Source organism: Frankia sp. BMG5.60, from assembly GCF_059428125.1.
The window spans coordinates 2311119-2337686 of the sequence record NZ_CM182091.1 but is presented as its reverse complement, the minus strand read 5'-3'; the positions used below and the strand labels follow the sequence as shown (position 1 = coordinate 2337686).

Annotated in this window: 17 protein-coding genes; 7 read left to right on the top strand and 10 right to left on the bottom strand. The window is 73.4% G+C overall.

Going from position 1 to position 26568, the window contains the following annotated elements; all coding sequences use genetic code 11:
• Window positions 1-51: 51 nt before the first annotated feature.
• The gene (locus AC5R91_RS09360; protein WP_495396757.1) at window positions 52-1572 is read left to right on the top strand and encodes an alpha,alpha-trehalose-phosphate synthase (UDP-forming); all 1521 of its coding nucleotides are present in this window, start codon (window positions 52-54) and stop codon (window positions 1570-1572) included.
• Between the two features lie 194 nt (window positions 1573-1766).
• Window positions 1767-1961, top strand: a complete 195-nt coding sequence (locus AC5R91_RS09355; protein ID WP_495396756.1) for a hypothetical protein — start codon at window positions 1767-1769, stop codon at window positions 1959-1961.
• 28 nt (window positions 1962-1989) lie between these two features.
• Here the strand turns inward: AC5R91_RS09355 and AC5R91_RS09350 are convergent, their stop codons facing one another.
• The 4 genes from AC5R91_RS09350 to AC5R91_RS09335 form a co-directional block, all read right to left on the bottom strand.
• Window positions 1990-2532: a SixA phosphatase family protein gene (locus AC5R91_RS09350; RefSeq protein WP_495396755.1), complete on the bottom strand. Its 543-nt coding sequence runs from the start codon at window positions 2530-2532 to the stop codon at window positions 1990-1992.
• A 278-nt stretch (window positions 2533-2810) separates the two neighbouring features.
• Window positions 2811-3179 carry a WhiB family transcriptional regulator gene (locus tag AC5R91_RS09345; protein ID WP_011603451.1) on the bottom strand — a complete coding sequence of 123 codons (369 nt, stop codon included), beginning with the start codon at window positions 3177-3179 and terminating at the stop codon, window positions 2811-2813.
• Window positions 3180-3967: 788 nt separating this feature from the next.
• Window positions 3968-4339: a rhodanese-like domain-containing protein gene (locus tag AC5R91_RS09340; protein ID WP_495396754.1), complete on the bottom strand. Its 372-nt coding sequence runs from the start codon at window positions 4337-4339 to the stop codon at window positions 3968-3970.
• 26 nt (window positions 4340-4365) lie between these two features.
• Window positions 4366-4998 (bottom strand): cysteine dioxygenase, encoded by a 633-nt coding sequence (locus AC5R91_RS09335; protein WP_495396753.1) that lies wholly within the window; start codon window positions 4996-4998, stop codon window positions 4366-4368.
• A 691-nt stretch (window positions 4999-5689) separates the two neighbouring features.
• Here AC5R91_RS09335 and AC5R91_RS09330 point away from each other — a divergent pair.
• Window positions 5690-7456, top strand: coding sequence for a sensor histidine kinase (locus AC5R91_RS09330; protein ID WP_495396752.1), 1767 nt, complete (start codon window positions 5690-5692; stop codon window positions 7454-7456).
• Between the two features lie 19 nt (window positions 7457-7475).
• On the opposite strand, the gene AC5R91_RS09325 is transcribed toward AC5R91_RS09330, so the two are convergent.
• Window positions 7476-8171: a response regulator gene (locus AC5R91_RS09325; RefSeq protein WP_082121665.1), complete on the bottom strand. Its 696-nt coding sequence runs from the start codon at window positions 8169-8171 to the stop codon at window positions 7476-7478.
• A 607-nt stretch (window positions 8172-8778) separates the two neighbouring features.
• On the opposite strand from AC5R91_RS09325, the gene AC5R91_RS09320 reads away from it, so the two are divergent.
• Complete coding sequence (locus AC5R91_RS09320; protein ID WP_495396751.1) at window positions 8779-10032, top strand: hypothetical protein; 1254 nt, start codon at window positions 8779-8781, stop codon at window positions 10030-10032.
• 120 nt (window positions 10033-10152) lie between these two features.
• Here AC5R91_RS09320 and AC5R91_RS09315 read toward each other — a convergent pair whose 3' ends face one another.
• Entirely contained in the window at window positions 10153-11481 is a 1329-nt protein-coding gene (locus AC5R91_RS09315) for an MFS transporter (protein WP_495396750.1), read from the bottom strand.
• An 807-nt stretch (window positions 11482-12288) separates the two neighbouring features.
• Between AC5R91_RS09315 and AC5R91_RS09310 the strand changes: the two genes are divergently transcribed.
• Window positions 12289-13899: an HNH endonuclease signature motif containing protein gene (locus AC5R91_RS09310; protein WP_495397926.1), complete on the top strand. Its 1611-nt coding sequence runs from the start codon at window positions 12289-12291 to the stop codon at window positions 13897-13899.
• A 58-nt stretch (window positions 13900-13957) separates the two neighbouring features.
• Here the strand turns inward: AC5R91_RS09310 and AC5R91_RS09305 are convergent, their stop codons facing one another.
• Entirely contained in the window at window positions 13958-14827 is an 870-nt protein-coding gene (locus AC5R91_RS09305; protein ID WP_495396749.1) for a rhomboid family intramembrane serine protease, read from the bottom strand.
• 260 nt (window positions 14828-15087) lie between these two features.
• Here AC5R91_RS09305 and bioA point away from each other — a divergent pair, with 260 nt between their 5' ends.
• Window positions 15088-16380 carry an adenosylmethionine--8-amino-7-oxononanoate transaminase gene (bioA, locus tag AC5R91_RS09300; RefSeq protein WP_495396748.1) on the top strand — a complete coding sequence of 431 codons (1293 nt, stop codon included), beginning with the start codon at window positions 15088-15090 and terminating at the stop codon, window positions 16378-16380.
• A gap of 335 nt (window positions 16381-16715) precedes the next feature.
• Window positions 16716-18401 (top strand): GGDEF domain-containing protein, encoded by a 1686-nt coding sequence (locus tag AC5R91_RS09295; protein WP_495396747.1) that lies wholly within the window; start codon window positions 16716-16718, stop codon window positions 18399-18401.
• Between the two features lie 37 nt (window positions 18402-18438).
• Here AC5R91_RS09295 and AC5R91_RS09290 read toward each other — a convergent pair whose 3' ends face one another.
• From AC5R91_RS09290 to AC5R91_RS09280, 3 genes are all read right to left on the bottom strand, one after another.
• On the bottom strand, window positions 18439-19269 hold the full coding sequence (locus tag AC5R91_RS09290; RefSeq protein ID WP_495396746.1) for a bifunctional 5,10-methylenetetrahydrofolate dehydrogenase/5,10-methenyltetrahydrofolate cyclohydrolase: 831 nt from the start codon (window positions 19267-19269) through the stop codon (window positions 18439-18441).
• 345 nt (window positions 19270-19614) lie between these two features.
• Window positions 19615-20214, bottom strand: coding sequence for a TetR/AcrR family transcriptional regulator (locus tag AC5R91_RS09285; protein WP_495396745.1), 600 nt, complete (start codon window positions 20212-20214; stop codon window positions 19615-19617).
• A gap of 238 nt (window positions 20215-20452) precedes the next feature.
• Complete coding sequence (locus AC5R91_RS09280) at window positions 20453-26503, bottom strand: TIR domain-containing protein (protein ID WP_495396744.1); 6051 nt, start codon at window positions 26501-26503, stop codon at window positions 20453-20455.
• Window positions 26504-26568 lie beyond the last annotated feature (65 nt).

Genomic DNA, 26568 nt, shown 5'->3' with positions numbered 1-26568 from the left:
CAGCGGCACCGGACGCCGAGTACCGCCCGTGACCAGGAGGCTGCATCCGCCGTGTCGGACTTCATCCCCCTCGACCTGCCTCTCGTACTCCTGTCCAACCGCGGTCCTGTCAGCTTCGACCGGGACGCCTCCGGTCGCACCGTGAACCGGGGCGCGGGGGGCCTCGTGTCGGCCCTGTCCGGACTCGCCGAACACCTCGACGACGCCGTCTGGGTCTGTGGCGCCGCCGGTGAGGAGGACGCCGCCGTCGCCGCGGAGAGCGCGGGCAGCTCGATCCTCGTCCAGACCGCTCCCCAGGCCCACGTGGTGGACGGCGAGCCGGACGGCCCGGCGATCCGGGTCCGCCTGGTCGTCACCGACCCGACCGCCTACGCCGACTTCTACAGCGTGTGGTCCAACCCGATCCTCTGGTTCATCCAGCACGGCCTCTACGGCCGGTCGCTCGCGCCGGTGCTGACCCGGGCCGAGCACGACGCCTTCGAGAACGGGTACGCGGCGGTCAACCGCGCCTACGCCGACGCGGTCGTCGACGAGGTGCGCGCCCGTGGGGGCAAGGCCCTCGTCCTGCTGCAGGACTACCACTTCTACCTGGTCGCCGACTGGGTGCGCGAGCAGTGCCCCGACGTCGTGCTCACCCACTTCGTGCACATCCCCTGGCCGGGCCCGGACGAGTGGCGCATCCTGCCCGGCGACATCCGCGAGCGGCTGCTGCGCGGGCTGCTCGGCAGCGACGTCGTCGGCTTCCACACCCGCCGCTACGCCCGCAACTTCGTCCTGTGCGCCCAGGAGCTCCTCGGCCTGCCCGTCGACCTGGAGCAGCTCACCGTCACCGTCGGGGACCGGGTGGTCCGCGCCCGCTACTACCCGATCTCGGTCGACGCGGCCGCGCTCGACGCCACTCAGGCATCGGAGGAGGTCGCGGCGCACATCGCGATGCTGCGCTACCTCTTCCTCGACGACGATCGCCAGCTCATCCTGCGCGTCGACCGCACCGACCCGAGCAAGAACGTCGTGCGGGGCTTCCTCGCCTTCGGCACGCTGCTCGACCAGCATCCCGAGCTGGTCGGCAAGGTCAGTTTCCTCGCCCTGCTGCAGCCCAGCCGCACCGACGTCCCGGAGTACGCCGACTACATCGCGCTCATCGGCGCCCTGGTCGCCGAGATCAACGCCCGGCACACCAAGGAGGGCCGCCAGCCGATCGACCTGCGGATGGTGGAGGACTTCCCGCTGGCCGTGGCGGCCTACTCGATCTGCGACGTGCTGATCGTCAACGCGATCGCCGACGGGATGAACCTTGTCGCGAAGGAGGTGGCGGTCGTCAACCGCCGCGGCGGCGTGCTGGCCCTGTCCGAGATGGCCGGTGCCCATGAGGAGCTCGGCGAGTTCGCGGTGACCCTCCAGCCGTTCGACGTCCAGCAGATGGCCGACGCCCTGTACACGGCGCTGACGATGCCGATGGAGGAGCGCCACCGCCGGCTCGCCGCCGCCGCCGAACAGGTCCGCACCCACGACGTCCGGCGCTGGCTCGACGACCAGCTCGTCGATCTGCGCCGGATCGCCGGGTTCATCTGAGCCCGGATGAGCCGAGAGAGGTCCTGCGGTCCGGGTACCACCCTGCCGACCCGCCCGCCCGGACGGGTCGGAAGAAGGGGCGAATGCACATCGGCCCCGGGCATCCGCCATCGGTGTTCGCAGGTAGTCTCGCAGCGGGAACGAGGCGCATCCCACCGCCGGCAGGCGGTGGGATGAGAGGGACAGGAGTGGACGTGGCGAGTGAGACCGGTCACCACAAGGCCAACACGGGTTCGTGGCTGGCGGTGCTGCTGCTGATCGCGGGCTTCGTGATCGGGTGTTTCGCGCTCATCTTCGCCTCGGTGCCGCTGTGGATCGTCACCGCCGTGCTGCTGGTCGGTGGCGGCGTCGTCGCCCTGGCCTCCCGGATCATGGAGCAGGCGTACTGAGCCTGGCGAGTCGGGCGGCGACCCGCGCTCAGCTCGAGGCGGTCGGGGGGTCGGCTCCCGCGCGCAGCGCGCGGGGAGTGACGTAGGAGACGAGCCGGGTCGAATCCTGGCCAAGTTCGGCCCACCGCGACACGGCAAGGTCCTCGACCGCGAGCGCGGCGGTCGGGAAGGTGGGGATCCGGAAGCGTTCGTCGGGGGCGAGCAGTGCCACGGCGAGCGTGTGGATGCCGGGGTTGTGTCCCACGAGCAGGACGCTCGGCACTCCGTCGTCGACCTCGTGCAGCCGTTCCAGCAGGGCCTGTGCCTCCGCCAGGTAGAGGCGGTCCTCGACCAGCACCGGCACGTTCGCCGGCAGCGCCTCGGCGATGCCGGCGACGGTCTGCCTGGTCCGCAGGGCGGCCGAGCACAGGATGAGATCCGGGGACAGCCCGTTGGCGGCGAGGTGGCGGGCGACGAGCCGGCACCCGCGGCGCCCGGCGTCGGACAGCGGCCGGTCGATGTCCGGGATGGAACCGTCGGCCCAGTCGGACTTGGCGTGACGCAGCAGCAGCAGCCGGCGGGGCGAGCTCACCCGACACCGCCGAGTGATCTGATACCGCGCGTGGAGAACATGACTTCACCCGCATTCCCGTGCATGGCCGTGTCGAGCTGTTCTGGAATGCGGAAATGTACCAGCCGGGGAACTTGACGGCGAACGGCCCGGCCCCGCGTGGGGGTCGGGCCGTTCGCCGTACCGTCTCTGGGGCCGTAGTAGTACCAGGCAGTCAGTAGTACCAGGCAGTCAGCAGTACCGGGGGGACTGCAGTACCAGGCGGTCAGCAGTACTAGAGGGTCAGCGGTACTAGAGGGTCAGCTCGCGACGGAGGCCGACAGCAGCAGGCGGTCGGCGAACACCAGCGCGTCGTCGGCGCTCAGGCGGCCGCGGGGAACGACGGTGGCGCGCTCGTCCGAGGTCAGCCCACCCCACACGCCGTGCTCCTCCTGCCGGAAGATCGCGGTGGCCAGGCAGGGACGCTGCACCGGGCAGTCCGAGCAGATCTTGCGGGCGCGGGTCTCGGCGGCGGCGCGGGCCTTGGTGTTACGGCCGTCCGGCGGGAAGAAGGCGTCCGGATCGCCGTCGCGGCAGGCCGCGTCCTGGCGCCAGTAGGCGGGCCAACCGGCGCCGAACGGCTGCGGCGGCAGGTCACGACCGGGAAGAACGGGTACCCCGGCGCTCATCGGGCATCACCGCAGACGCAGTGGCACGCGGCGAACAGGAAACTGAGTGCGGCGGAGCTTCTGGCAGATAGCACGCTGGGCTGACTGGGCATACCGTCTCCTGCTGACGTTGCAAAGGCGGACACATGCTTTTGCAGACCGCCAAATCCGGCGTAGCGCGACACCCCAGACAGGCAGGTCAACCTTGTTGCGGCGAGAAGCCCCCTGGGGCTCCGGGAGGAATCCGCCGACGGCGCCATTCGCCTGGCATACCGGGGGTGGGCTCCACTCGGAAACGATCCCGTCTCGTCTCGTTAACCGAGGAACGTAGACGCCTCTCGACCGGATAGCAAGGGTTCCGGAACGCAGACGTCCGGAGTGCTCCCGCGGGCCGTCGGGGCGCGCCCCGGGACGCCGTGTGGGCGATCCGCGGCGGCGTGAGCCAAGCTGGATGATCTTGATGGGGGTGGCGGCCAACTGCGGGGCGAGGCTGCCCGCCGGGGGAGAATCGCTGGTGGGCAGCGGAAACGGGCGCCCGGGAGATCGCTGTCCGGTGGCCGACACGGGACACCGAGGCCCTCACCGAGAGGACTACGATCGCCCACTCGGCGCCGCGCGCGGCCGCGTTGCGGGCAGATGACGAACGGGGGAACCCCGTCCGGGGGGCGCCACCGGGCCGGATTCGGCCGCGAAATGTGCGCAGAACCACATTCGACGCCTTTGCTGGTGCAAGCGCCGCAGGTGGGGTTCGGGGTACGGGCAAAAGCCCGATGGCGTACCACCGGGTGGGGCGATCGGCGTCGGACCGGTCACGCACCGCCGCGGATCGGCAGGCCCGCGGCGGCCCAGGCGTGGTATCCGCCGATCACGTCGGTGGCCCGCCGCAGGCCGAGCTGGCGCAGCGCGTCGGCCGCCAGGCTGGAGGTGTAGCCCTCGGAGCAGATCACGATGACCTGAAGATCGTCGCCGGTCGCGATCGGCAGCCGGGCGTCGCTGGTGGGGTCGAAGCGCCATTCGAGCACGTTGCGTTCGACGATCACGGCGTCGGGGATCTCCCCCTCCGCGGCCCGTTGGGCGGCGGGCCGGATGTCGACGAGGACGCTGCCCGAGCCCTCGGCCAGCGCCTGCGCCGCCTCGGCGGGCTCGAGGCGGCGCAGGCGGGAGCGGGCCGCGGCGAGCATCCCGTCGATCCTGCTCCCGCCGGCGGTCACCGCGCGCCGCCGACGGCCGCGACGCCCCGCCCAGCCGGGGTCCCGAGCGCCGGTGCCGGGACCACCGATGCCGGGACCACCGATGCCGGGACTGCTGCGGCCCGTACGTCGGTGCCGTCCTGCGTCGGCGCGAAGCGCATCGGCAGCTCCGGTGGGGAGTACGCGTGGATGGTCGTGGCGACCTCCTGCCCGCGGTTGGCGACCCGGTGCACGTGCTCCGCGCCGAACCCGACGGACGAGCCGGCCAGGTGCTCGCGGACGCGCGTGATCGTCCAGTGCCGGTCGTACCGGTCCTCCTCGACGCGCCCCTCGGCGACCGTCATCGCCCCCAGCGCGCCCCCGTGGTCGTGCACCTCGGTCTGCTGCCCCGGAAACCACCCGATCAACCACACCTCGACCGTCGCGGAGAGCAGCAGCCGCGTGTACCAACGGCGGTCGGGACGGTGGTGGATCACCGGGCGCCAGATCTCCGGCACGGCGGCGAAGGCCGCAGTCAGGTCCCGCAGCGTCGCCAGGTCGACGGTGCCCGGTTCGTCGCTGAGGCACTCGGCCGGCAGGTGGGGCGCAGGCAGGAAGGGTTCGGCGTGACGGGCCGGGTCGGCGACGAGCGCCGGGTGCAGCAGAGGCACGGGGACTCCCAGGGCGGTGGAGGCGAACGGTGCCACCGGGTCGGCCGGGAGGAGGACGGCCGGCGGGGGGCGGGGATCCGCGCGGTCGACCGTCCGCCCCGCAGGGCCGCCACGAGCGGGCGGCGGGGCACGCTCGCAGGAGCGCGTGGGGGCGTTCGGTCGGCCCGGCGCGGTGGGGACCGGAAGGCGGCGGACGGGGCTGGGCGCGCGTCGATCCGCCGGCGACGACACGGCCGAGCGGCGGCGGAACTCGTCAGTCAACCCACCCGGGTGGGAACCCGGCGCGGGGGCGGCCGATCGACCGCGGACTGCGCCGCGGTGCGCTGGGCGCCCGCGGGGACGGCGACGACGAGGCGCCTCAGACCCGCCCGGTACACGCCGCGCTGACGGCCCGACCCAGGTCCGTCACGCGGTCGCGGTGCAGGAGAGGACGCAGCACTGCCATGCAGCACACTGTACTTCTGCTTGCGGTCCGCACTCCACGTCTCGCCGCGTCGAAGCCGCGCCGGGCGGCGTGGAGGCGGCGGACCCGGGCGCCGGCGGCGGAAGGGACCCGGGCCGCCGCCGAGGATATTCCCCGCCATCGCCCCGGTGGATATCCTGCACGCCAGAGTGATCCCACCTTCGGGCGGCCGCTCTTCGCCGAGGGGCCCGGCTGGGAGCCGGGCGGAGCGAGGAGGAATCACCCGCGATGACTGTTGTGCCCTCCGGTGGACGCCCGTGGGCGGTGTCGGCCGCGGACGATCCCTCGCCTCTCGACGAGCTGCGCACCCGCCTGTCCGCGCAGGTCGACGAGGTGGCCTCGATGCAGTCGCGGATGCAGGGCCTGCTCGACGCGGTGGTCGACGTCGCCCGCGAACTGAGCCTGCCGGTCACGCTGCGCCGCATCGCGCAGGCCGCCAGCCAGCTCGTCGACGCCGAATACGGCGCCCTCGGGGTCATCGGCGAGGCCGGCGAGATCACCGAGCTCATCCACGTCGGTTTCGCCGAGGGCGTGCCCGGGACGATCGGCCGGCTGCCGTTGGGCCGCGGTCTGATCGGGGAGAGCCTGCGCCATCCCCGCCCGCTGCGCGTCGCCGACGTCGCGGGCCATCCGGCCGCCGTCGGCTTCCCCCCGGGTCATCCCCGCTTCGACACCTTCCTCAACGTCCCGATCATGGTGCGCGGAGAGGCGTTCGGCACCCTGTTCCTCGGGGCCAAGCGGGGCGGCGGCGAGTTCAGCCGGGAGGACGAGAGCCTGGCCTGCGCCCTGGCCGCCGCAGTCGGCTTCGCGATCGAGAACGCCCGCCTGTACGAGGCGACGCGGCGCCGCCAGGCCTGGCTGTCCGCCAGCGCGGAGATCACCACGGCGCTGCTGTCGGTGGCCGATCCCGAGGAGGCCCTCGAGCTGGTGGCGCGCCGCGCCCGGCAGGCGACCGCCGCACGCCTGGCGGCGATCCTCGTCCCCGACGCCGCCGGTCTGGTCGTCGGGGTGGTGGACGGGCCGGGCCAGGAGCACCTGCGCGGCCGGGTCTTCACCGGCAACGAGCGGATGACCGAGGCGATGCGTACCGGGCGGGCCGTGCTCGTCGGCGCCGGCGCGCCCGGCGGTCCGCTGCTCGGCCCGGAGACCCCCCACGCGGCGGCCACGGTCGGGATGGTGGTGCCGCTCATGGCGGGCGGCCGGGCGCTGGGCATCCTCGTCCTCGGCACGAGCGGCCCGTTCGAGACCTTCAGCGGCCTCGACCTGGAGATGGCCGCCGCCTTCGCCGGTCAGGCGGCCCTGTCGCTCGAACTCGCCCGCATCCACCGCGACCGCGAGCGCCTCGCGGTGTTCGAGGAGCGCGACCGGATCGCCCGTGACCTGCACGACGTCGTGATCCAGCGGCTGTTCGCGACGGGCCTGCAGATGCAGAGCCTCGCCCGCGTCCTGGACGGTCAGGCGGCGGGGCGGCTGCATGTCGCCGCCGACGAGCTCGACCAGACCATCGCCGACATCCGCCAGACCATCTTCTCGCTGACGGTCGCCGACCTCGACGGCGACGACCTGGGCACCGAGATCCGGTCGATCGTCGCCCAGACCGAGCGCGCGCTCGGCATCAGCCCCACGATCCGGGTGGACGGGCCGATCGACCGCCGGGTGCCCGCGGCGATCCGCCCGCACATGCTCGCCGCACTGCGGGAGGCGCTGTCCAACATCGCTCGGCATGCCCGGGCCACCCGCATCGACGTGCTGCTGCGGGTGACCGGTGTGGACGTCCTCGTCGAGGTCCGCGACGACGGCTGCGGTCCCGGCGGGGCCTCCCGCAGCAGTGGGCTGGCGAACCTGCGCCGGCGGGCGCTGGACCTGGGCGGCCGGATGGGGTTCGGCCCCGGCGAGAACGGCGTCGGCACGACCGTGACCTGGCGGGTCCCGCTCATCACCCCGCCGGGAGCACTGCACGCGTACTCGCCGGCGGACGACTCGGCCGCCCGCTAGCGCCCGCCGGCCGGCCGCGTCAGGTGTTCAGGCGGGTGGCGAAGACGGCGGCCTGGGTTCGGCTCTCCAGGCCGAGCTTGGCCAGCATGCTGGATACGTAGTTCTTCACCGTCTTCTCGGCGAGGAACATTCGGCTGGCGATCTGGCGGTTCGTGAGCCCCTCCGCTATCAGCCGCAGGATGCGCCGTTCCTGGTCGGTCAGGCCGGCGAGCCGCTCGTCCTCGGCCGGCCCCTCCCGCAGACGCACCAGCACCCGCGGCGTGACCGCCGGGTCGAGCAGGGACTTGCCCGCGGCCACCTGGCGGACCGCGTCCACCAGAGCCGTGCCCCGGATCTGTTTGAGGACGTAGCCGGCGGCGCCGGCCATGATTGCGGTGAAGAGCGCCTCCTCGTCGTCGAAGGAGGTGAGGATGAGGCAGGCGATCCCGGGGTCCGCCGAGCGCACCTGGCGGCAGACCTCGATGCCGCTGCCATCCTCCAGTCGTGCGTCGAGCACCGCGACCTGCGGCCGCAGCGCGATGATCTGGCCGAGTGCCTCGTCGGCCCGACCGGCCTCGCCGACCACCTCCACGTCGGGTTCCTCGGTGAGGAGATCCCGCAGCCCGCGTCGTACTACCTCGTGGTCGTCAAGAAGGAACACCCTGATGATTCCGGTGGTCGACGGTGGGGACGCGGCGTCACCGACACCGGACCCGACCGCCACTTCATCTGACACCGTTGACTCCGCCCGACCTCGCTGTCGTAGAAGACCGTCGCTGTATGTCACGTGCGGCAACCAGAATATAACGCTCGTGGTCCAACGCCCGGGCTGGCTTGACGGAACGGACGGGGCGGCGAGCCGCGCCGCGGGCGCCTCGGCGGGGGCCGGGAACGCCGTCTGCAGAGCCATCCCGAACGGGGTGGCCCGTGAGGTCGCCACCGACGTGGAACAGCTAGGTAATCATTTAACTGCTATGTGTAGTTTCCGTATGTGATCATGACCTGATTGTCGCGGCGGAAATCCGCGCCACGCCTCCGGCGATTTCTGGGGCGGGGCGGCGGGCCCCGCGCACGCGGTGATCCGTGCCGATGTCTGCGCCGCACCGATCGTTCGCTCCTTGGCGTGCGTCAATCATGTCCGACCTCCCGCTAGTTTGCGCCGATATGTCGCCGCTGTGTCGGAACACACCCCGATGCGGAGCGCATCCGGTCTGTCCGTCAGAATGCGGGTCTCGCCCACGCCGACGGCCTGTTGGCCGGGCCGTCCCCGGGGCCGGGGGACGCCGGCGCTGCCGAACGGGCGTGCGGACGATGCCGACTTCGTGAGGAAAGGACGTGCGCGCGTGCGATGGGGTAGGAGCGACGACACGGTGCCCATGACGGCCGGGGCGAAGATCGCCACGCTGCTGGCCGCTCAGACCGAGGGCGAGCCACTCGAGCCACTCGAGCCGCCCGTCGGCCGGGTCGCCAGCCGATCGTGGACCGTGACCGGGACGGTGAACCCCGCCGCCTCGACCACCTATCGGGTATCGGCGACGGTCGCGACGTTCCCGGACGCGGATCCGGCCGACGGCGCGGACGGTGCGCAGCGCGCGGAGACCGCTGTCGCCGCGGCGGATCTGGCACTGTCCTACCAGCAGCTCATCCGCTTCCGCGACGCGCTGAGCGCCGACGGCTACACCGTCACCGAGGTATTCGAGGGGTGGCGGACGGTCGCCCTCGACGTGACGCCGGCCGCCCCGGCCGCGGTCCCCACCTCCCGGGGCCGCAAGGCCGCCGCCGAGCCGCCCGCGCCCCACCCGGTCGCCGCCGAGCCGCCCGCGCCCGCGCCGGCCGAGCCGGCCGCCGCGCCGTCGGCCGAGGCCCAGCCGGAGGCTGGACCGGCGACGAGTGGGGACCCGACCGCAGCCGGCGAGACCGCCGTCGAAGCCGTCGGCACCGAAGGACTCGCCGGCACCGAAGGATCCGCCACGCCCGATGGATCCACCCCGGCGACCTCGACGGAAGCCGATGCCACCGAGGTGCTGCCCTCGACGCCCACCGTCGGGACGGCCGCCGATGCCGGTGCCGCCGAGCCCGCCGGTGAGGTGTCGGCTCAGGTAGCCGAGTCCGCCGTTGCGGCGGAGCCCGACGAAGAGACTGTGGCGGCCGACGCGGCGGAGGCCGTCGACGGGATTGCTGCCGTCGACGGGACTGTGCCCGTCGACGGGGTCGAGCCTGCCGATGCGGCCGGGGCCGCGGAGACGGCCGAGCTTGCTGAGAAGCCCGAGCTTGCAGAGAAGGCCGAGGCCGCCGATCCCGCCGCGAAGGCAGCGGAGGGCATGGGCGACGACGCGACCGTGGTCGCCGCGGCGGGGCGCAAGGGCCGCAAGCGGCGCGGTGACGCCGAGGCGGCCCGTCCCGCGGCCCGGCGTGGACTGCTCCGTCGCCGGCCCGCCGAGGTCGCCGCCACGGCCGCCGCGACTGCTGCGCCGGTCACGTCTGCTGCGCCGGTCACGTCCGCAGCGCCGACTCCCCCCGCCGAGACCGCCGGCCCCGCTGACGCTGGGACCGGGGAGGGGACCGCAGGCCCGGCGGGCGACGACAGCGCCTCCTGAACGGCCTCCGGCGAACCGCCGCCCGGCCAACCGCCCGTGGCGAACCGTTGCCCGGCGAGCGGCTGTCGGGCGAGCGGTCGCCCCGGGCGAACAGTCTCCCGGCGCCGTGTACCGGGACTGTCAGTCGGCGGGGGTGGCCGCGCGGGTGGTTCCGGGTGCGGAGGCGGGGTGCTGGACGCCGGCCGGGGCGGGGCCGCGGGCGTCGACGTCCGGCAGGTACCGGCGCCCGAGCAGGGCCGTCAGGCCGGCGAGCAGACCCGCGCCCGCCGGCACGAGGTAGCCGAGCCGTGCGCCCCCGGTGTCGATCAGTCGGCCGGCCAACGGGGAGCCCACGGCGAGGCCGCCGACCACCGCCATCGTGAGCCAGGCGAAGCCCTCGGTGCGGGCGTGCGGCGGGACGATCCGTTCCATCATCGCGTTCGCGTCGATCATCGTGGGCGCCACCGTGGCGCCGGCGAGGACGGCCAGCGGGATCATCGTGGCCACGCCGACCCCGGCCAGAGGGAGTGCGAGGCCGACCGTCAGCAGCGCGATCGAGCGCAGCAGCCGGGCCCGCAGCGGGCGGTCGTGCGTGCGGGCGCCGGTGATCAGACCGGAGATTCCCGAGCCGGCCGCGAACATGCCCAGCAGCAGCCCGCCGATGGCCGCCAGCCCCTCCTCGCGGGCGAAGGCGACCATTGCCACATCGATCCCGCCGAAGCCGATCCCGATCGCGAACACGATCGCGACCAGGGTGCGGGTGTCCGGCCGTCGCATGATCCGCTCCGGTGGCGCGGCCGACGCCGGCCGGGGCCCCGGGTCGGTGCCATGCTGCAGCGCGAGCCCCAGGGCGCCGATGCCGAGCAGGACCGCCGACGCCAGCAGGCCGGCAGCGGGCTCGACGAGGGTGACCAGTGCCGTCACCAGGGTGGGCCCCAGGATGAACACCAGCTCGTCGATCGCCGCCTCCAGCGCCAGCGCGGCGGGCAACAGCGCGCCACCACCCAGGAGCGCGCTCCATCGGGCCCGTACACAGGTCCCGACGGGCGGCAGGCAGCCGCCGGCGACCACCGCGGCGAGGAACCACAGCGGTCGGGGGGCGCCGGCCCATACCGTCACCAGCAGCGCCGCCGCTCCGAGCAGGTGCCCGGCGAGCCCGGCGAGCAGCACCCTGGCCTGGCCGAAACGGTCCAGGGCGCGGCCTACCCGCGGCACGCACACCGCCTCGCTGAGCGCACCGGCGGCGGCGACCGCCCCACCCACGGCGTACGAGCCGGCACGGTCCTGCACGAACAGGACCGTGCCGAGCGCGTGCATCGCGATCGGCAGCCGTCCCACGAACGCCGGCCCGATGAACCGGGTCGCGCCGGGGGTTGCGAGGGTCCGCCGGTAGACGTTTCCGCCCACGCCGGGCGCGGGGGCCTCGGAACCGCTGGCGCGGGCGGGGGACATCGGGGGCGGGTCGGTCATAGCCGGTCAAGCGTGCCGCACCGCACCGTCGGATGCCAGCGGAATTTCCCCTGGTCAGGAGCGTGCCGTGAGCGGTCGGTTGAAGGCCGTCCACCCCGGCGTCGCGCCGGGCTTAGCCAATCTTCAGCGCGTGCGCAGAAGCGCGATGGCGACGGGAGTGCGATGGCGACGGGAGTGCGACGGCAACGGGAGCGCGACGGGGGAGTGCGGTGACAGTGTTGCGGTGATGGCGCGGGTCGGATCTGGGTGGGGATCGTCGTGGGCCGGGGATCGATCAGACGCGAGGCCCGGTTCGGCGGAACACCGTGAGCGTCGGGGCCGGGGTCGGGGCTCGGCTCGAGAACATCATGATCGCCGGAGCCGGAGCCGGAGCCGGAGCCGGAGCCGGAGTGTGGGTTGGAGTTGGAGCGGGGCTGGTTCCGCGGAACCTCACGAGCGTCCGGATGTGACTGGATGTGACTGGACGTGGCTTCCGACTTCGAGAGCACCATGATCGCTGGAGTCGGGCCGGGTCGGGGTTGGGTGGCCGAGCCGGTGTTGGGTGGGCCGGTTCGGGGTGTGGTGGTGTTGAGGTCTTGTGGGGTGTGGGTGGGGTCGGGAAAGTGTCAGTGGTGAGTGGGAGCATGCCGCTGTCCGATGGTCCACGACACCCCTGGCCCGGTGATCATGATGGTTGGTTCTGTGGCGACTCCGACGGCTGTGTCCGCGCCGGTCCCGGATTCCGTCCCCGAGGCGGTTCCGGTCCCCGAGGGGGTTCCGGTGTGCGGGCCGGTTCCGGATCGGGAGGGGTTCCTGTTCGAGGGGGATGTGGAGGCTGGTTCGGTGGCGGATCTGGAGGTGTCGATCTGTCGGTGGGCGGGGCGGCTCGCAGCGGCGACGTGTGGCTGGTTGATGCTGCTGGCGGCGTTTGACCGGCGGGAGGGCTGGTCGGGGGTGGGGATGCGGTCGTGTGCGCACTGGTTGTCGTGGCGGTGCGGGATCGGGTCGCGGACGGCCCGGCAGTATCTGGCGACCGCGCATGCGTTGGAACGGCTTCCCGCGATCCGGGCGGCGTTCGCTGCCGGGACGTTGTCGTATGCGAAGGTCCGTGCGGTCAGCCGGGTGGCGCAGGCCTCGACCGAGCAGGTGTGGTTGACCCATGCCCGGTATTGCACCGCCGGCCAGTTGGAACGGGTTGTCCGTGCCTACCGGCAGGTGTCCGGTGATCGGACCGCGCGGCGGGCCGCGCGAAAGGTGGGGTGGCGGTACGACGACGACGGGATGCTGCACCTCACTGCGGTCCTGCCCGCCGAGGACGCTGCCCGGCTGCTCGCGGCGTTGGACGCCGCCCACGCCAGCCTCCACCGCTCCACATGCCCCACCCCGCCTGCCCGGTCCGGCGAGCCCAGCCGGTCCGGCGGGTCGGACGAGCCCGGCGGGTCTGGCGGGTCGGGTGATGGCGAGGGGCTGGGGCTGCCCGCCGACGGGGACATCGTGGCGGCACCCCGGGACCGCCAGCAGGACGCCGACGCGCTGATGGCCCTGGCCGACGGATTCCTCAACCAGCCCGCACCCGGCCTGATGACCCCCACCCACACCCTCACGCTCACCCTCGCTCTCGATACCGCCGCCATCCCGGCCGCCAGCCCCACCCCGACCACCAGCACCTCCGGGGTCGGCGGGGCCAACGGGGCCGGGCGGGCGGCGGTTGGCGGTCACGATCTGGGGCCGGCTCCGGCGGGAGTAGCAGAAGCCGGGAGGGAGACGGCCGAGGAGGCGCAGGGGGAGAACGAAGCAGAGGAGGAGGTGGCAGGGGAGGCGGCGGGTACCGGCCTGGTGGGTCGGGTGGGGTTGCCCCAGGTCGGGATCCCGGGGTGGGCGCAGACCGACTCGGGGATCGGTATGCCCCGGCCGGTCGTGGACCGGCTTGGCTGTGACGGGCTACTCCGCGTCCTGCTTACCGACCTTCACGGCAACCCGCTGCACCTCGGTCGGCGCCGCCGGCTGCCGTCCCGCCGGCTACGCGACGCCGTCTACACCCGCGACCAGGGTGTGTGCCAGTACCCGGGCTGCGAGCACACCCACTGGCTCCAGATCCACCACCTCGACCGGTGGACCGACGGCGGCGACACCGACATCGACCGTCTGCTCCTGCTCTGCTCCGCCCACCACCACACCATCCACGACGACAACATCACCCTCACCAGAACCCCCGACGGCACCGTCCACGCCCGCACCCCCGACGGCCGCACCCTCACCCCCGCCCCACCACTCAACCCCGGCCCCCACCCCACCACCACCCTCGCCGACACCACCCGCCACATCGACCCCACCGCCATCCACACCCTCGACGGCGGCCCCCTCAACCTCCACGAATCCATCCACGCCATCCTCCACAGCAACCACCAACCACCGACCCCACACGACCAGGCCGCCTAACACCGGCACCGCCGAGGAGCCGGTCCTCCGTAGGCAGGTCACCCCATATCAGGGAAGATCAGTAGCTACGGCGATGCCGGGCGGCGGCGGAGGCTCCGGTTCCGCGGATCCACCGGTGCTGCGGCACCCGGGGCGGCGTGCCTGGTCCGGCCGCGCGTAGCCGGCGGATGAACGGTGCGACGAGCAGTGCCCCGACGATGAAGCCGACGACGTGCGCACCGTAGGCGACCGCGCCCCCGTCGGCGACGCCGAAGCCCGTGAAGTACACGTACTGCAGCGCGAACCAGAAACCGAGGACGATCCAGGCCGGCAACCAGAACGGCAGAAAGAACAGCACAGATACCAGGCCGATGACACGAGCTCTTGGAAACAGGACGAGATAGGCGCCGAGCACCCCGGCGACGGCACCCGAGGCGCCGATCAGGGTGCTCGACGACCCGCTTTCGAACAGCGCGAAGCCGTAGGTCGCGGCGTACCCGCAGACCAGGTAGAACAGCAGGTAGAACAGCCTACCCATGCGATCTTCGAGGTTGTTGCCGAAGACTCCGAGAAACAGCATGTTGCCGATGAGGTGAAGCCAGCTTCCATGCAGGAACATCGCGGTCAGTACCGAGAGCACCGGAATCTTGTCGAAGTTCGGCGGCGTCTGCACGATGCATCCGGGACTGCCGGCGGCGTCGACGCCGATGTGGCCGGAGTAGGCGGCCGAGAGCCGGGCGTTGTGCACCAACTCCCGGGGTATCGCGCCCCACTCCTGGAAGAACCGTTGCTGCTCGCAGACATTCTGTGGGGCCGAGGTCCCGATCCCGGCGACCGAGCTCACCACGGGCTCGAAGAAAATGAAGATCACTACGTTCGCGGCGATCAGCAGCCAGGTGATGATCGGCCGCCGGCTCAGCGGGTTGATGTCGTGAATCGGGATGACCACGCCGCCCATCCTGCCCGGTGCGCCGGGCGGCGTTGCCGTCGGGCACGGCTGATGGGCATCGCGGCTGGTGGGAGGCCGGTGGGCCCGGCGATCGGGGGCCGGCGCGACGTGACGTGCGTTGTGCACGCATCGTCCGGGAAGCCCGCACGCGTCGCCGATGTACCAGAGTGGGAGGGGTGAAGCCCTCCTCCGCCGTCGCCGCCGTGCCAACCTCGACGTCTCCGGGCCTCCCGTCGCCAGCCGGCGGCGGGTCGAGCGGAATGGACGGGACGGCCGGGGCCGATCTCGTGGCTCGGGACCGGCGGGCCGTCTGGCACCCCTACGCCTCGGCGTCGCACACCGGGCCGCTGTTCGCCGTGTCGTCCGCCGCCGGGGTGCGCCTCACACTGACGGACGGCCGCGAGCTGATCGACGGGATGTCGTCGTGGTGGGCGGCCATCCACGGTTACCGGCACCCCGTGCTCGACGAGGCCGTGCGCACCCAGATCGGGTCGATGTCGCACGTGATGTTCGGCGGCCTGACCCACGAGCCGGCGGTGCGCCTCGCCGAAACGCTGGTGGCGATCACCCCCGAGCCGTTGCGCCGGGTGTTCCTCTGCGACTCGGGTTCCGTCGCCGTCGAGGTGGCCATCAAGATGGCGTTGCAGTACTGGACCGGCCGGGGTCGGCCCGAGCGAACCCGGCTGCTGACCATCCGTCGTGGCTATCACGGCGACACCTCCGGCGCGATGTCCGTCTGTGACCCGGACGCCGGGATGCACCACCTGTTCAGCCAGCTCCTGCCGCGCCACCTGTTCGCCCCGGCGCCGAGGCGCGCCTACGACGAGCCGTGTGAGGACGCCGACGTCGCCGAGTTCGAGCGGCTGCTCGCCCGGCACGCCCACGAGGTCGCCGCGGTCATCCTCGAACCGGTGGTGCAGGGCACCGGGGCCATGCGCTTCTACGCACCCGGCTGGCTCGCCAGGGTGCGCGAGCTGTGCGACCACCACGGGGTGCTGCTCATCGCCGACGAGATCGCCGTCGGCTTCGGCCGGTCGGGGGAGCTGTTCGGCTGCGACCACGCCGGGATCAGCCCCGACATCATGTGCGTGGGCAAGGCGCTGACCGGTGGTTACCTGTCGATGGCCGCGACGCTGTGCACCGACGAGGTGGCCGCCGGCGTGTCCGACTCGCCCGCCGGGGCGTTCATGCACGGCCCGACGTTCATGGGCAACCCGCTGGCGAGCGCCGTCGCGAACGCCAGCGTCGAGCTGCTGCTGTCCTCGCCGTGGCGGGCGCGGGTCGCCGAGATCTCCGCGGGGCTCAGCGCGGGCCTCGCCCCGGCGGCGGAGCTGGCAGGGGTGGCCGACGTGCGGGTGCTCGGCGCCATCGGCGTGATCGAGACGCGGGAGCCGGTCGACATGGCGGTGATCCAGCCGCTGCTGGTGGAGCTCGGCGTCTGGGTGCGGCCCTTCGGGCGGCTGGTCTACACGATGCCACCGTTCATCACGTCGCCGGCGGATGTCGCCACCCTGACCGGTGCGATGGTCGAGGCGGTCGCCCGCACCACCTGAGCCCGCACCGCCTGAGCCGGGCGAGGACTGGTCCTCGGCTGGTCCGCGGGTCGGCCGGCACTGGTCCCAGACGCGGAGCCATGCCGTTTCCCGGGCGTGTCGTGTGTGGTCTCTCCGCGGGCGTCGTGGAGGGGACGGCGGCCGGTGGGCCCCGGCGCGGGCCCTTTCGTCACCCCATTCGTCGTCGCAGGTCAGATGCCATTTCCGCAACGAGTTCGGGGCCCGTCGCGGCGGGAGAATGCGGTCGGCCGCCGCGGCGGAGCGGTTAGCCGCGCCATTGCGACGGTTGCGAATGACACGAACGTCTTCGTACTCTTCGTTCTCAACGATTCACTGTGAGTAGCAACGACGAGGTTGGATTCACCGGGCGGTTCCGGCCGACCACGGCCGCGGACGAGAACGAGGAAGGCCATCCGCCAATGCCGTTACGCCTACGACTGCCACGCCGCCCCCGTTGCGTACTGCTGGGCGGCGCCCGCCGGGCGTGGCGACGGCTGCGGGTGCGCCCCCCGCGGGTGCAGCCGCGCCCCTCCGCCGCCTGTCCGCCGGCGCTGCGCATGGCCGGCCTCGACCTTCCCGGCTCTGGGAACGGCGGCCCGCGGACCGACCGGGGCCGCCGGTTGCGGGCCCGCGGGGGCGGGGACCGGCCGCCCCGACCGTGCCGGGTGCTGCCGCGGCTGGTCGGGCGGGGCTGGATGCTGTGGCGCGCGCCGCGGGCGGTCGTGCGCCGGGTCGTGGGGGTCACGCTGTGCTGGGCCGCGCTGGTCGGCGTCGCGATGGCAGAGCTGCGGCCGCGCTGGGTCGACGTGCTCGCGTTCGCCGCGTTCGTCGCCCTCGGGGGGTTCGCAGCGGTGGTGTCCGGGCGGCTGGGGGCTGACCTCACCGTCTCCTCGGCCGCCCGGCATGACCTGCTCGCCACCTGGACCGTGGCCGTCGCCGTGCTGCTGCCGCCGTTCTACCCGACGGTGATCGGCCTGCCGCTGTGCTGGCTGGCCGGCCGCGCCGACCCGATCCGTCCGCCGCACCTACGGATGTTCCATGCTGCGGCGCTGGGCATCGCCGGCTTCTGCGCGTCCAGTGTGCACCTGCTGCTTAGCCCGACCAGGGGGCCGTTCACCGTCGAGGGCCTGGTCGGCTCGGGCTCCGCGGCACTGGCGTTCCTGTCCGCCGTGGCCGTGTACCCGCTGGTCGCCGGCCTGCCCGGGGTCGGGATGGCCCGAGCGGGTCGGGGCGACGGCCTCGACGCGTGGCTCGGGGGAGCGCCGTCCGGCGTCGACGTCCACGGCCCGGCCGGGCTGCCCGGTGCCGACGTCCACCGCCCGACCGGGCCCCCCGCGCGGGCGCCGCGGCGTGCCCGCCGGGAACTGGTGCCGGCGCGGGCCGCCGAGATCTGCTCGTCGATTGTGGTGGCGGTGCTCTGGGCGGCGAGCCCGTTTCTCATGCTGGCCGTGACCCCGCCGGTACTGCTGCTGCAACGCAGCCTGCTGCACGCCGACCTGCTGCTCGCCGCCCGCTCGGACGCGAAGACGCGCCTGGCCAATGCCGCCTACTGGCGCCAGGTCGCCGAGCGCGAGATCGGCCGGGCGGCCCGCGCCGGCCGGCCGCTGTCGGTGCTGCTCGTCGACATCGACCACTTCAAGCGGGTCAACGACCGCTTCGGCCACCTCATCGGGGACGTCATCCTGCTCGCCGTCGCGGACACGCTGCGGGCCACGGCCCGGCCGCGGGACCTCGTCGGCCGCTTCGGCGGCGAGGAGTTCGTCATCCTGCTCACCGAGGCGGGACGGGAGCACGCCCTCGACATCGCCGAGCGGATCCGCAGCCAGGTCGCCGGCACCCGCTGCCGGCTCGACGGGCGACCCCCGCTGTCGGTCACCGTGTCGGTGGGCGTCGCGACCCAGGACGGGTCGCCCGGCGACCTGTCCACGCTCATCGCCCGCGCCGACACCGCCCTGTATCGGGCGAAGGCCGACGGCCGCAACCGCGTCCGCCTCGCCGACCCGCTGTGCGCCCCGGCCTAGCTGTGCGCCCCGGCCTGGCGGACCGTGGCGCACGCCGTCAGTCGGCGCGGGCGGCTCGGATCGTGTTGCGCAGCAGCAGCATGGTGGTCACCGGGCCGACTCCGCCCGGCACGGGGGTGAGGGCACCGGCGACCGAGGCGATGGCCGCGGCGTCGACGTCGCCGACCTGGCCGGCGACGGTGACCGCGGTGCCGACGTCGATGACCGTCGCCCCCGGCCGGACGAACCCGGCACCGACAAGGCCCGGCACCCCCGTCGCGGACACGATGATGTCGGCCTCGTGCGCGATCGTCACAAGGTCCTTCGTGTGGGAATGGCAGACGGTGACGGTCGCGTCCTCCGCGAGCAGCAGCAGCGAGACCGGCTTGCCGACGACCGGCCCACGGCCGATGACGCACACCCGGGCGCCGGCCATCGGGATGCGGGCGCGGGTGAGGATCTCCACCACCGCGGCGGCGGTCGCCGGGGCGAAGCCCGGCAGCCCCAGGGCAAGCCGACCCAGGCTCTCCGGGTTCATCCCGTCCACGTCCTTGGCGACGGGGATGTGCTCGCCGACCTCACGGGAGCTCAGCTCCGCGGGCAGCGGCGTCTGGACGATGATCCCGTCGACCAGCGGGTCGGCGGCCAGTGCGTCGACCGTGTCGAGCAGCGCCGCCGCCCCGGCGGTGGCTTCGTGCGGCTCGCAGCGAACCCCGACCTTGCCGGCGGTCCGTTCGATGATGTGGGTGTAGGAGCGGGCGGCCGGGTCCGCGTTCGGCAGGACCACGGCCAGCGTCGGCGTCTTGCCGGCAAGCATCAGCCGCTCCGCCTCGTCGATCACGTACCGGCCGATCTCGGCGGCCATGGACCGCCCGTCGAGCAACCTCATCCGGTGCTCCGATCTCGTCGTCTTCGGTTCGTAGGCGTCGTCAGGCCGGCCCGCGGCACCGGGCGCTCGGCCCGCCGCCGGCGCCGGCACGCGCCCGCCGGCGCAGCGCCGACAGCCGGCCGTCCGCGGTCACCCGCGGGTGGCGCCGCGGCGGCCCACCGGGAGAATTCGGGGCTTTTCGCGCGGGCGGCTCGGGGCCACGGGCTCGCTCGTACCGTAGCAAGGCCGCGCCGGGCCGTAACCGTCACGGGGTACCCGTCACGGGTTAGGCCGCCCGTGCCCGGGACGTCCCGCCCCCCGGCCTTGGGCCCGCCGCGGCGGGGGAGGACGGCTATCGGGGGACGGCTATCGGGGTAGGTCGCGCAGGATCAGGTCGAGCCCGGCGAGGAACTGCGCCTCATTGTCCTCCCGCAGGTGCGGGGCGACGTCGGACAGGTCCGGATGGAGCTCCGCCGGCGGGCGCACCTGCGCCACCGGCCCACCGCGGGCGCCCGCTCCCTCCTTCTCCACCGCGCGGGCGAGCTGACGGGCCTCCGACAGGGTGTGGCCGAGGGTGTAGAACAGCAGCGTCTGGTAGACGTTGGCCGCGTCCGCCGGGTCCATGCCGGCGCGGTGGAGCTGGGCGACGGCGTGGTCGGAGCGCTCCCAGTAGGCGCCGACGCCCGGCGGGCGGCGCAGCACCAGCGGGGCCAGCGTCGGGTGGGCCAGCAGCGAGCGGCGGAGCTGGCGGAAGTTCGCCCGGATGTCGGCGCGCGGGTCGTCGGTCTCCGGCAGGTCCGCGACCCCGTCCCGGATGACGCTGTCGACGAGCGCGTCGAGCAGGGCGTTCTTGGTGGCGAAATGCCGGTACATCGCGGTCGGGTCGCAGTCGAGGAACCCGCCGAGCGCCCGCATGCTGAACGCCCCCGCGCCGTTGGTGTCGACGACCTCCATCGCCGCCGCCATCAGCACCTCCCGCGACAACGTCCCCCGCGGCGTCCGCCGCGACCGTCCCCGCCGTCCCCGCCGGCCCGCGTCCGCGTCGGTGCCCGCCGGCTCGTCCTCGTCGCGTGGAGGCGATCCGCCAGCCGGGTGGGCCTCGGCCGCCTCGCCGTCGGCCGCATGGTCCGTCGGACCGGACCTGTCGTCAGGGTCCGTCCCACTCGGGTGATCTTTCTCGGTGTCGTCGATCCTGCCATGATAATCAACGATGTTGACGTCGTCCGGCGGCGTGCCCAGGCGGCGGCAGCGGCAGCGGGGCGTCGGGCGGGAGCCGGTGGATGGCCGGGACGTAGCGGTCAAGGTCGCCCGGTTCGAACCGGACGTTCTTGATGACCCACCAGAATGCGCCGTCCGGTTCACCGACCAGTTTGTAGGCGTCGTCGGCGAGCAGGACGGCCCATCCCGCCGGCATGGGAATCAGGGACGCGATGGCGTCCCCGGTGGCGGCGTCCCACAGCCGGGCGGTGCGGTCGTCGGCGGCGGTGGCCAGCAGGGTGCCGTCGGGGGAGAACACGACCGAGCGCACCGGGCGGTCGTGGCCGGTGAAGGTGCGCAGGCTGTGGCCGGTGGCGGCGTCCCACAGGCGGGCGGTGCGGTCGTCGGCGGCGGTGGCCAGCAGGGTGCCGTCGGGGGAGAACACGACCGAGCGCACCGGGCGGTCGTGGCCGGTGAAGGTGCGCAGGCTGTGGCCGGTGGTGGCGTCCCACAGGCGGGCGGTGCGGTCGTCGGAGGCGGTCGCTACCAGAGTGCTGTCGGGGGAGAACGCGACCGAGCGCACCGACGCCTCGTGGCCGGTGACGGTGCGTAGGTGGTGGCCGGTGGTGGCGTCCCACAGCCGGGCGGTGCGGTCGTCCGAGGCGGTCGCTACCAGGGTGCCGTCGGGGGAGAAGGCCACCGAGCGCACCGGGCGGTCGTGGCCGGTGAGGGTGCGTAGGTGGTGGCCGGTGGTGGCGTCCCACAGCCGGGCGGTGCGGTCGTCCGAGGCGGTCGCTACCAGGGTGCCGTCGGGGGAGAAGGCCACCGACCACACCCAGTTGTCGTGACCCGTGAGGGTGCGCAGGGGGTCGCCCGTGGCGGCGTCCCACAGTCGGGCGGTGCGGTCGTCGGCGGCGGTGGCCAGCACGGTGCCGTCGGGGGAGAACGCCACCGACCACACCCAGCCGTCGTGACCGGTGAGGGTGCGCAGGGGTCGGCCGGTGGCCACCTCCCACAGCTGGGCGGTGTGATCGCCGGCGGCGGTGGCCAGGATGCTGCCATCGGGGGAGAAGGCCACCGAGCGCACCGGGCGGTCGTGGCCGGTGAGGGTGCGTAGCGGGTGGCCCGCGGCGACGTCCCACAGCCGGGCGGTGTGATCGCCGGCGGCGGTGGCCAGCAGGGTGCCGTCGGGGGAGAAGGTGACCGAGCGTACCGATGCCTCGTGGCCGGTGAGGGTGCGTAGGTGGTGGCCGGTGGCGGCGTTCCACAGCCGGGCGGTGTGGTCTTCGGCGGCGGTGGCCAGCAGGGTGCCGTCGGGGGAGAAGGTGACCGAGCGTACCGATGCCTCGTGGCCGGTGAGGGTGCGTAGGTGGTGGCCGGTGGCGGCGTTCCACAGCCGGGCGGTGTGGTCTTCGGCGGCGGTGGCCAGCAGGGTGCCGTCGGGGGAGAAGGTGACCGAGCGTACCGATGCCTCGTGGCCGGTGAGGGTGCGTAGGTGGTGGCCGGTGGCGGCGTTCCACAGCCGGGCGGTGCCGTCGGCGGAGGTGGTCGCCAACACGCTCTCGTCGGGGGAGAAGGTGACCGAGCGTACCGATGCCTCGTGGCCGGTGAGGGTGCGTAGGTGGTGGCCGGTGGCGGCGTTCCACAGCCGGGCGGTGCCGTCGGCGGAGGCGGTCGCCAACACCTTCCCGTCGGGGGAGAAAGCCACTGACCACACCCAGTTGTCGTGGCCGGTGAGGGTGCGCAGGGGGTGGCCGGTGGCGGCGTCCCACAGCCGGGCGGTGCGGTCGTCGGCGGCGGTGGCCAGCACGGTGCCGTCGGGGGAGAACGCCACCGACCACACCGAGCCGTTGTGGCCGGTGAGGGTGCGCAGGGGGTGGCCGGTGGCGGCGTCCCACAGCCGGGCGGTGCCGTCGGCGGCGGCGGTGGCCAGCACGGTGCCGTCGGGGGAGAACGCCACCGAGTTCTGGGGCGCGGCGGCCGGCGCCGTCACCGCGTCCGCGTGGTCCGATCCGGGAATCGCCGCCGCGTCGAGCACCGTCGCGCCCGCCGCGGACCCGAGTGATCCGCCGAGGACGGCGGCCCGTGACCAGTGGCTGCCCCCCACCCGGGCGTCCGTCACCGTCACGTCGGTGAGGACTGCGCCTGACAGGTCCGCGCCCGACAGGTCCACGCCGGCGAGGACGGTGCCCGTGAGCTCGGCGCCGCGCAGGGAGGCGTCGGTGAGCACGAGGCCGCTGAGCCGTCCGCCCTGGATCCGAGCGCCGTCGAGCACGGCCCCGCCCGCGGTGACGCGTCCGGACACCACGTCGACGAGTGTGGCGCCGGTGAGGTCCGCTCCCCTCAGGTCGGCACCGGACAGCCGGGTGCCCCGCAGTGACGCCCCCCGCAGGATCGCCGTCCTCAGGTCGGCGTCACGCAGGTCGGCACCGTCGAGCCGGGCGTCGGTGAGGTTCGCCCCCTGCAGGTCGGCGTCGCGCAGGGCGCGTCCGGACAGATCGCGTCCGGACAGATCGGTGCCCGCGAGCCGGGCGCCGTTACCGAGAAGCACGTCGAGGCGCCGCGCCACCAGTACGGCGTTCTCCCGGGCGATGGTGGGCGCGTCCGGGGCGCTCGCCGTGGACTCCGCCCAGGCGATCAGTCGGCTCCGGGAGGCCAGATCGACCAGGAAGTCGAGCATGAGACCGGACATCTCCTCGGCGGCGAGCAGGTCGGCGGCGGTCGCCGGGGCTTCGGCGCTGAGGGCCTCGGCCGGGGGCGCGCCGCGCCGGGACGCCGTGCCCTCCTGGCCGGAGCCGGCGAGCCCGGCGGCGATCTCGACCGCGACGAGGTATTCGAGTACCGACTGGTGGATGAACGAGAAGCGGCCGTCGGGATCGCGGCGCAGCGCCGTACCGGAACCCAGCAGGTGCGCGGTCTCGTCGACACTGAGGCCGCGGGGCCGGCCCATCACGCGCAGCACCTGTGCCGCGATCTCGGTCAGCCCGGCCAGATCGACGGCCGCCTCGCCGCCGCGCCACATCGCGACCGCCAGCTCGCGGGCCGCGACGTGACGCTCGGCCAGCGTGAGCTCTGGAGAACGATCGGCCTCGTACGTCAACCATTGATCGACAAGCTCGGCGTACAGCGCGGCGAGGGTCACGCGGCCGTCACCGGTGCTGGCGGCCCGGTCCCGGACGGCGCGCAGCCGCTCGTCGTCGATCTCGACGATGAACGACAGCAGCCGCGGGTTACGGGCGAGCTCGAGCAGGTCGTCCACGTCGGCGATGAGCGCGAGGCGGGTGGCCGCCTGTCGCGCCGCGTCGGCGGTGGCGGTCTCGTCGGTCGGCCGGCCCGCGGTCAGCGCCCGGGTGAAGTGCCCGACCAGGTAACGCTCGATCTGCGCCGGGGTGAAGTCCTCCAGGCGGACGATGAAGCGTCCCAGCGTCCGCTCGACCTTCTCGCCGGTTCTCGTCAGGACCTCGTCGTCGTCGATGAAGAACTCGGCCCGGCTGGTCACGACGACCTTCGCTCGATTCGGCCCGGCCGCGCCGCCGCCGGCCGACGCGGTGCCGTCGAGGATCGCGAGCAGGCCGTCGAGATAGGCGCTCGCCCGCGCGTAGGTGACCCGTGCGGCCAGCTCGTCGAAGCCGTCGAACAGCAGCACCACCCGGCCCTCGCGGACCATGTACCGGAAGGCGTCCAGGTCGGGCTGGCGCACCCCGGCGTCCACCAGGTGCTGGGCGACGAGCCGGTCGAGGTCGAACGACTTCTCCAGCTTGCTGAGTTCGATCAGCATCGGGTCGACGTGCGGGAGGCGCTCGGGCACGGCCAGGGCGAGTTGGCGGACGAGGAACGTCTTGCCATGGCCGAACGTGCCGAGCACCAGGATGAACCGCGCGTCGTCGGTGGCCAGCCAGTCCAGCACCATCTCCAGGGCGTCGCCGCCGACCGGCGCCCGGCTGCGGTCGATGCGGCGGATGCGCTGCGGGACGTAGGCGGCGGGAGGGTAGCCCGGGTCGCTGAGCAGCTCCTCGGTCTGCCGGGCGCGGTAGCCGCGCAGGTCGAACACGCCCTGGTACTCCGGCATGCTCAGCAGCAGGACGCCCCGGCCGCGCGCGAAGGCCACCAGCTTCGGCGACGCCGGGGCGTCGCCGGTGTACACCAGATCCGTCAGCCGCAACGGGAAGGCCAGATAGGTTCGGGCCATCTCGACCGCGAAGGACGCGACGGCGAGTTCGTCGACTCCGCCCTCGACCAGGCCGATCAGGCGCAGCTCGACGATGCGGCCCTCCGTCCGCCGCACCCGCAGATGCGTCGGCATGTCCCCGGCGGCCTCGACCCGCTCGACGACGGCGTCCCGGTGGTGCAGCCGCGCCACCTCAGCAAGCTCGTCGAGGGTGTCCCGCGGCCGGGCGGCCGCCGCCGGCCGCCGCCGCGGCGAGTCGTCGGGGTCGAAGGCGTCGTCAGGCTCGGCCTGTTCGGCCGAGGCTCGGACCGTGTCCTGAGCGGGCCCGGGGCCGTGACCGATCGTCTCACGCGCCGTGTCGAATGAGACCGCGACGCGGGCCGACAGTGCGTCGTCGGCGTCGAAACCGGCCTCGCCGCCCGGCGCGAGCACCCGAGACCTGCGATCGAATCCCGCCGCGTCGATGTCGAGGAGCTGGTAGCGGCCTGGTCCCGGGTTCAGTGTCGCGGCGGCGTCGGCGCTGCGCGGGTCCGCCGGCCCGGGCCCTGCCGGGATCGCCGGCAGGCCGACCGGAAGCCGGCCGATGCGGCCGTCGCCGTGGCCGCCGTGCAGCAGCAGGTGCAACCGGGGTGCGAGGATCCGGTCCAGATCCTCGCCATCGTGCAGGAGGGCCCGGGCATCCGTGCCGGCGACGCTCGCCGGGGCGTGGTGCACCGCGCCGATCCGCAGCCAGCCCGCCCATCCGCCCTGGTCGAGTTCCTCCGCCACCGCGCTCAGCTGGCGCTCGCCGATCTCGCCGATGCGCACCTCGTGGGTCTGCGCCATCGTCGAGTTCAGCCCGGCGACGACAACCTTCAACTCCGGGAGGGCGACGACCGACCATTCGCGTCCCTGCTGGAAGCGCGCCTCGGCCTCCGCCCCGTGCAGCCGCCGCAGGAAGCCGTCGAAGAACGCCCACTTCGGCCAGTGCGGCGGGACGGCCGCGCGCTTGTAGGCGCGTTCCTGCGCGACATACGCCTCGCAGAGCGCGGCGTTGACGTCGAGGTCGCCGGGCACGACGACGATCCGCTCGCGGGCGAGGCCCAGGCCGTCGGCGAGACCTACGAGGAAGTCGTGGGCCCGATCGAACTCGTCCTCGGACGCCGTCCGGGTCAGGTCCCCGGTCACGACCATCAGGTCGGCGACCGCGGCGTGTTCGTCGACGCGCGACCGGTGCGCGCCGAGGCCGCGCAGGTCGTCGAGCATCGGCGTCAGTATCGACAGCACGTCGACGCCGGTCTCGTCGGCGCCACCGAGGCGCAGGTCGGACAGGTGGAGCACCGAGATGGACCGCCGTCGCCCGTGTCTGGCCGGGTCTGGGCGCATGGTCGGGTCTGGGTGCATGGTCGGGTCTGGGTGCATGGCCGGGGCGGGCGGACCCGGGAAAGGGGGAGGGGCCGCCGGCCTCGCGCGACCTGTCACGGTGGCGTGCATCTGCGCGGCCAGCGTCGCCCTGGCCGCGCCCTCGTCCAGGCCGACGAGATCGATGTAGCTGCGGCCGGCGAGCAGGCCCGCCGGCGTGCAGGGCCGTACGCGCACCGGGACGACCACCCGCCCGGCGCCGAGCGGGTCGCGGCGGAATCCGGCCTGCCATTCCGCCCGTCCGTAGGAAGACGTTTCAAGGTACGCCTCCGACAGGATGGGTACAACCCGTTCGGCCTGGGTCAGGCCGTCCTGCATGCACGTGACGAAGTCGGTGCCCACGACGAAGTCCCAGTCCTGGATAAAGACCTGGAACGGCTCACCCGGCGTGCGCTCCAGGTGTTCAAGTTGCCAGGCAACCCATTCCGCCCACTCCCTGTCGGCAGCGGTGTAGCTGATGAAGAAGTCGTGCTTCCATGCCCGTGTCACCCCGTCCGGCATTTATCGAGCATGCCATATCCGGATCGCCGCCGGCCGGTAATGGAAGGGGTTTT

Bases quoted from the DNA above. Each gene is read 5' to 3' on its own strand.
- AC5R91_RS09345 (WP_011603451.1), bottom strand. From the start codon at position 3,179: ATGAGCGCCGGGGTACCCGTTCTTCCCGGTCGTGACCTGCCGCCGCAG.
- AC5R91_RS09340 (WP_495396754.1), bottom strand. From the start codon at position 4,339: ATGCTCGCCGCGGCCCGCTCCCGCCTGCGCCGCCTCGAGCCCGCCGAG.
- AC5R91_RS09330 (WP_495396752.1), top strand. From the start codon at position 5,690: ATGACTGTTGTGCCCTCCGGTGGACGCCCGTGGGCGGTGTCGGCCGCG.
- AC5R91_RS09315 (WP_495396750.1), bottom strand. From the start codon at position 11,481: ATGACCGACCCGCCCCCGATGTCCCCCGCCCGCGCCAGCGGTTCCGAG.
- bioA (WP_495396748.1), top strand. From the start codon at position 15,088: ATGGACGGGACGGCCGGGGCCGATCTCGTGGCTCGGGACCGGCGGGCC.
- AC5R91_RS09290 (WP_495396746.1), bottom strand. From the start codon at position 19,269: ATGAGGTTGCTCGACGGGCGGTCCATGGCCGCCGAGATCGGCCGGTAC.
- AC5R91_RS09285 (WP_495396745.1), bottom strand. From the start codon at position 20,214: ATGGCGGCGGCGATGGAGGTCGTCGACACCAACGGCGCGGGGGCGTTC.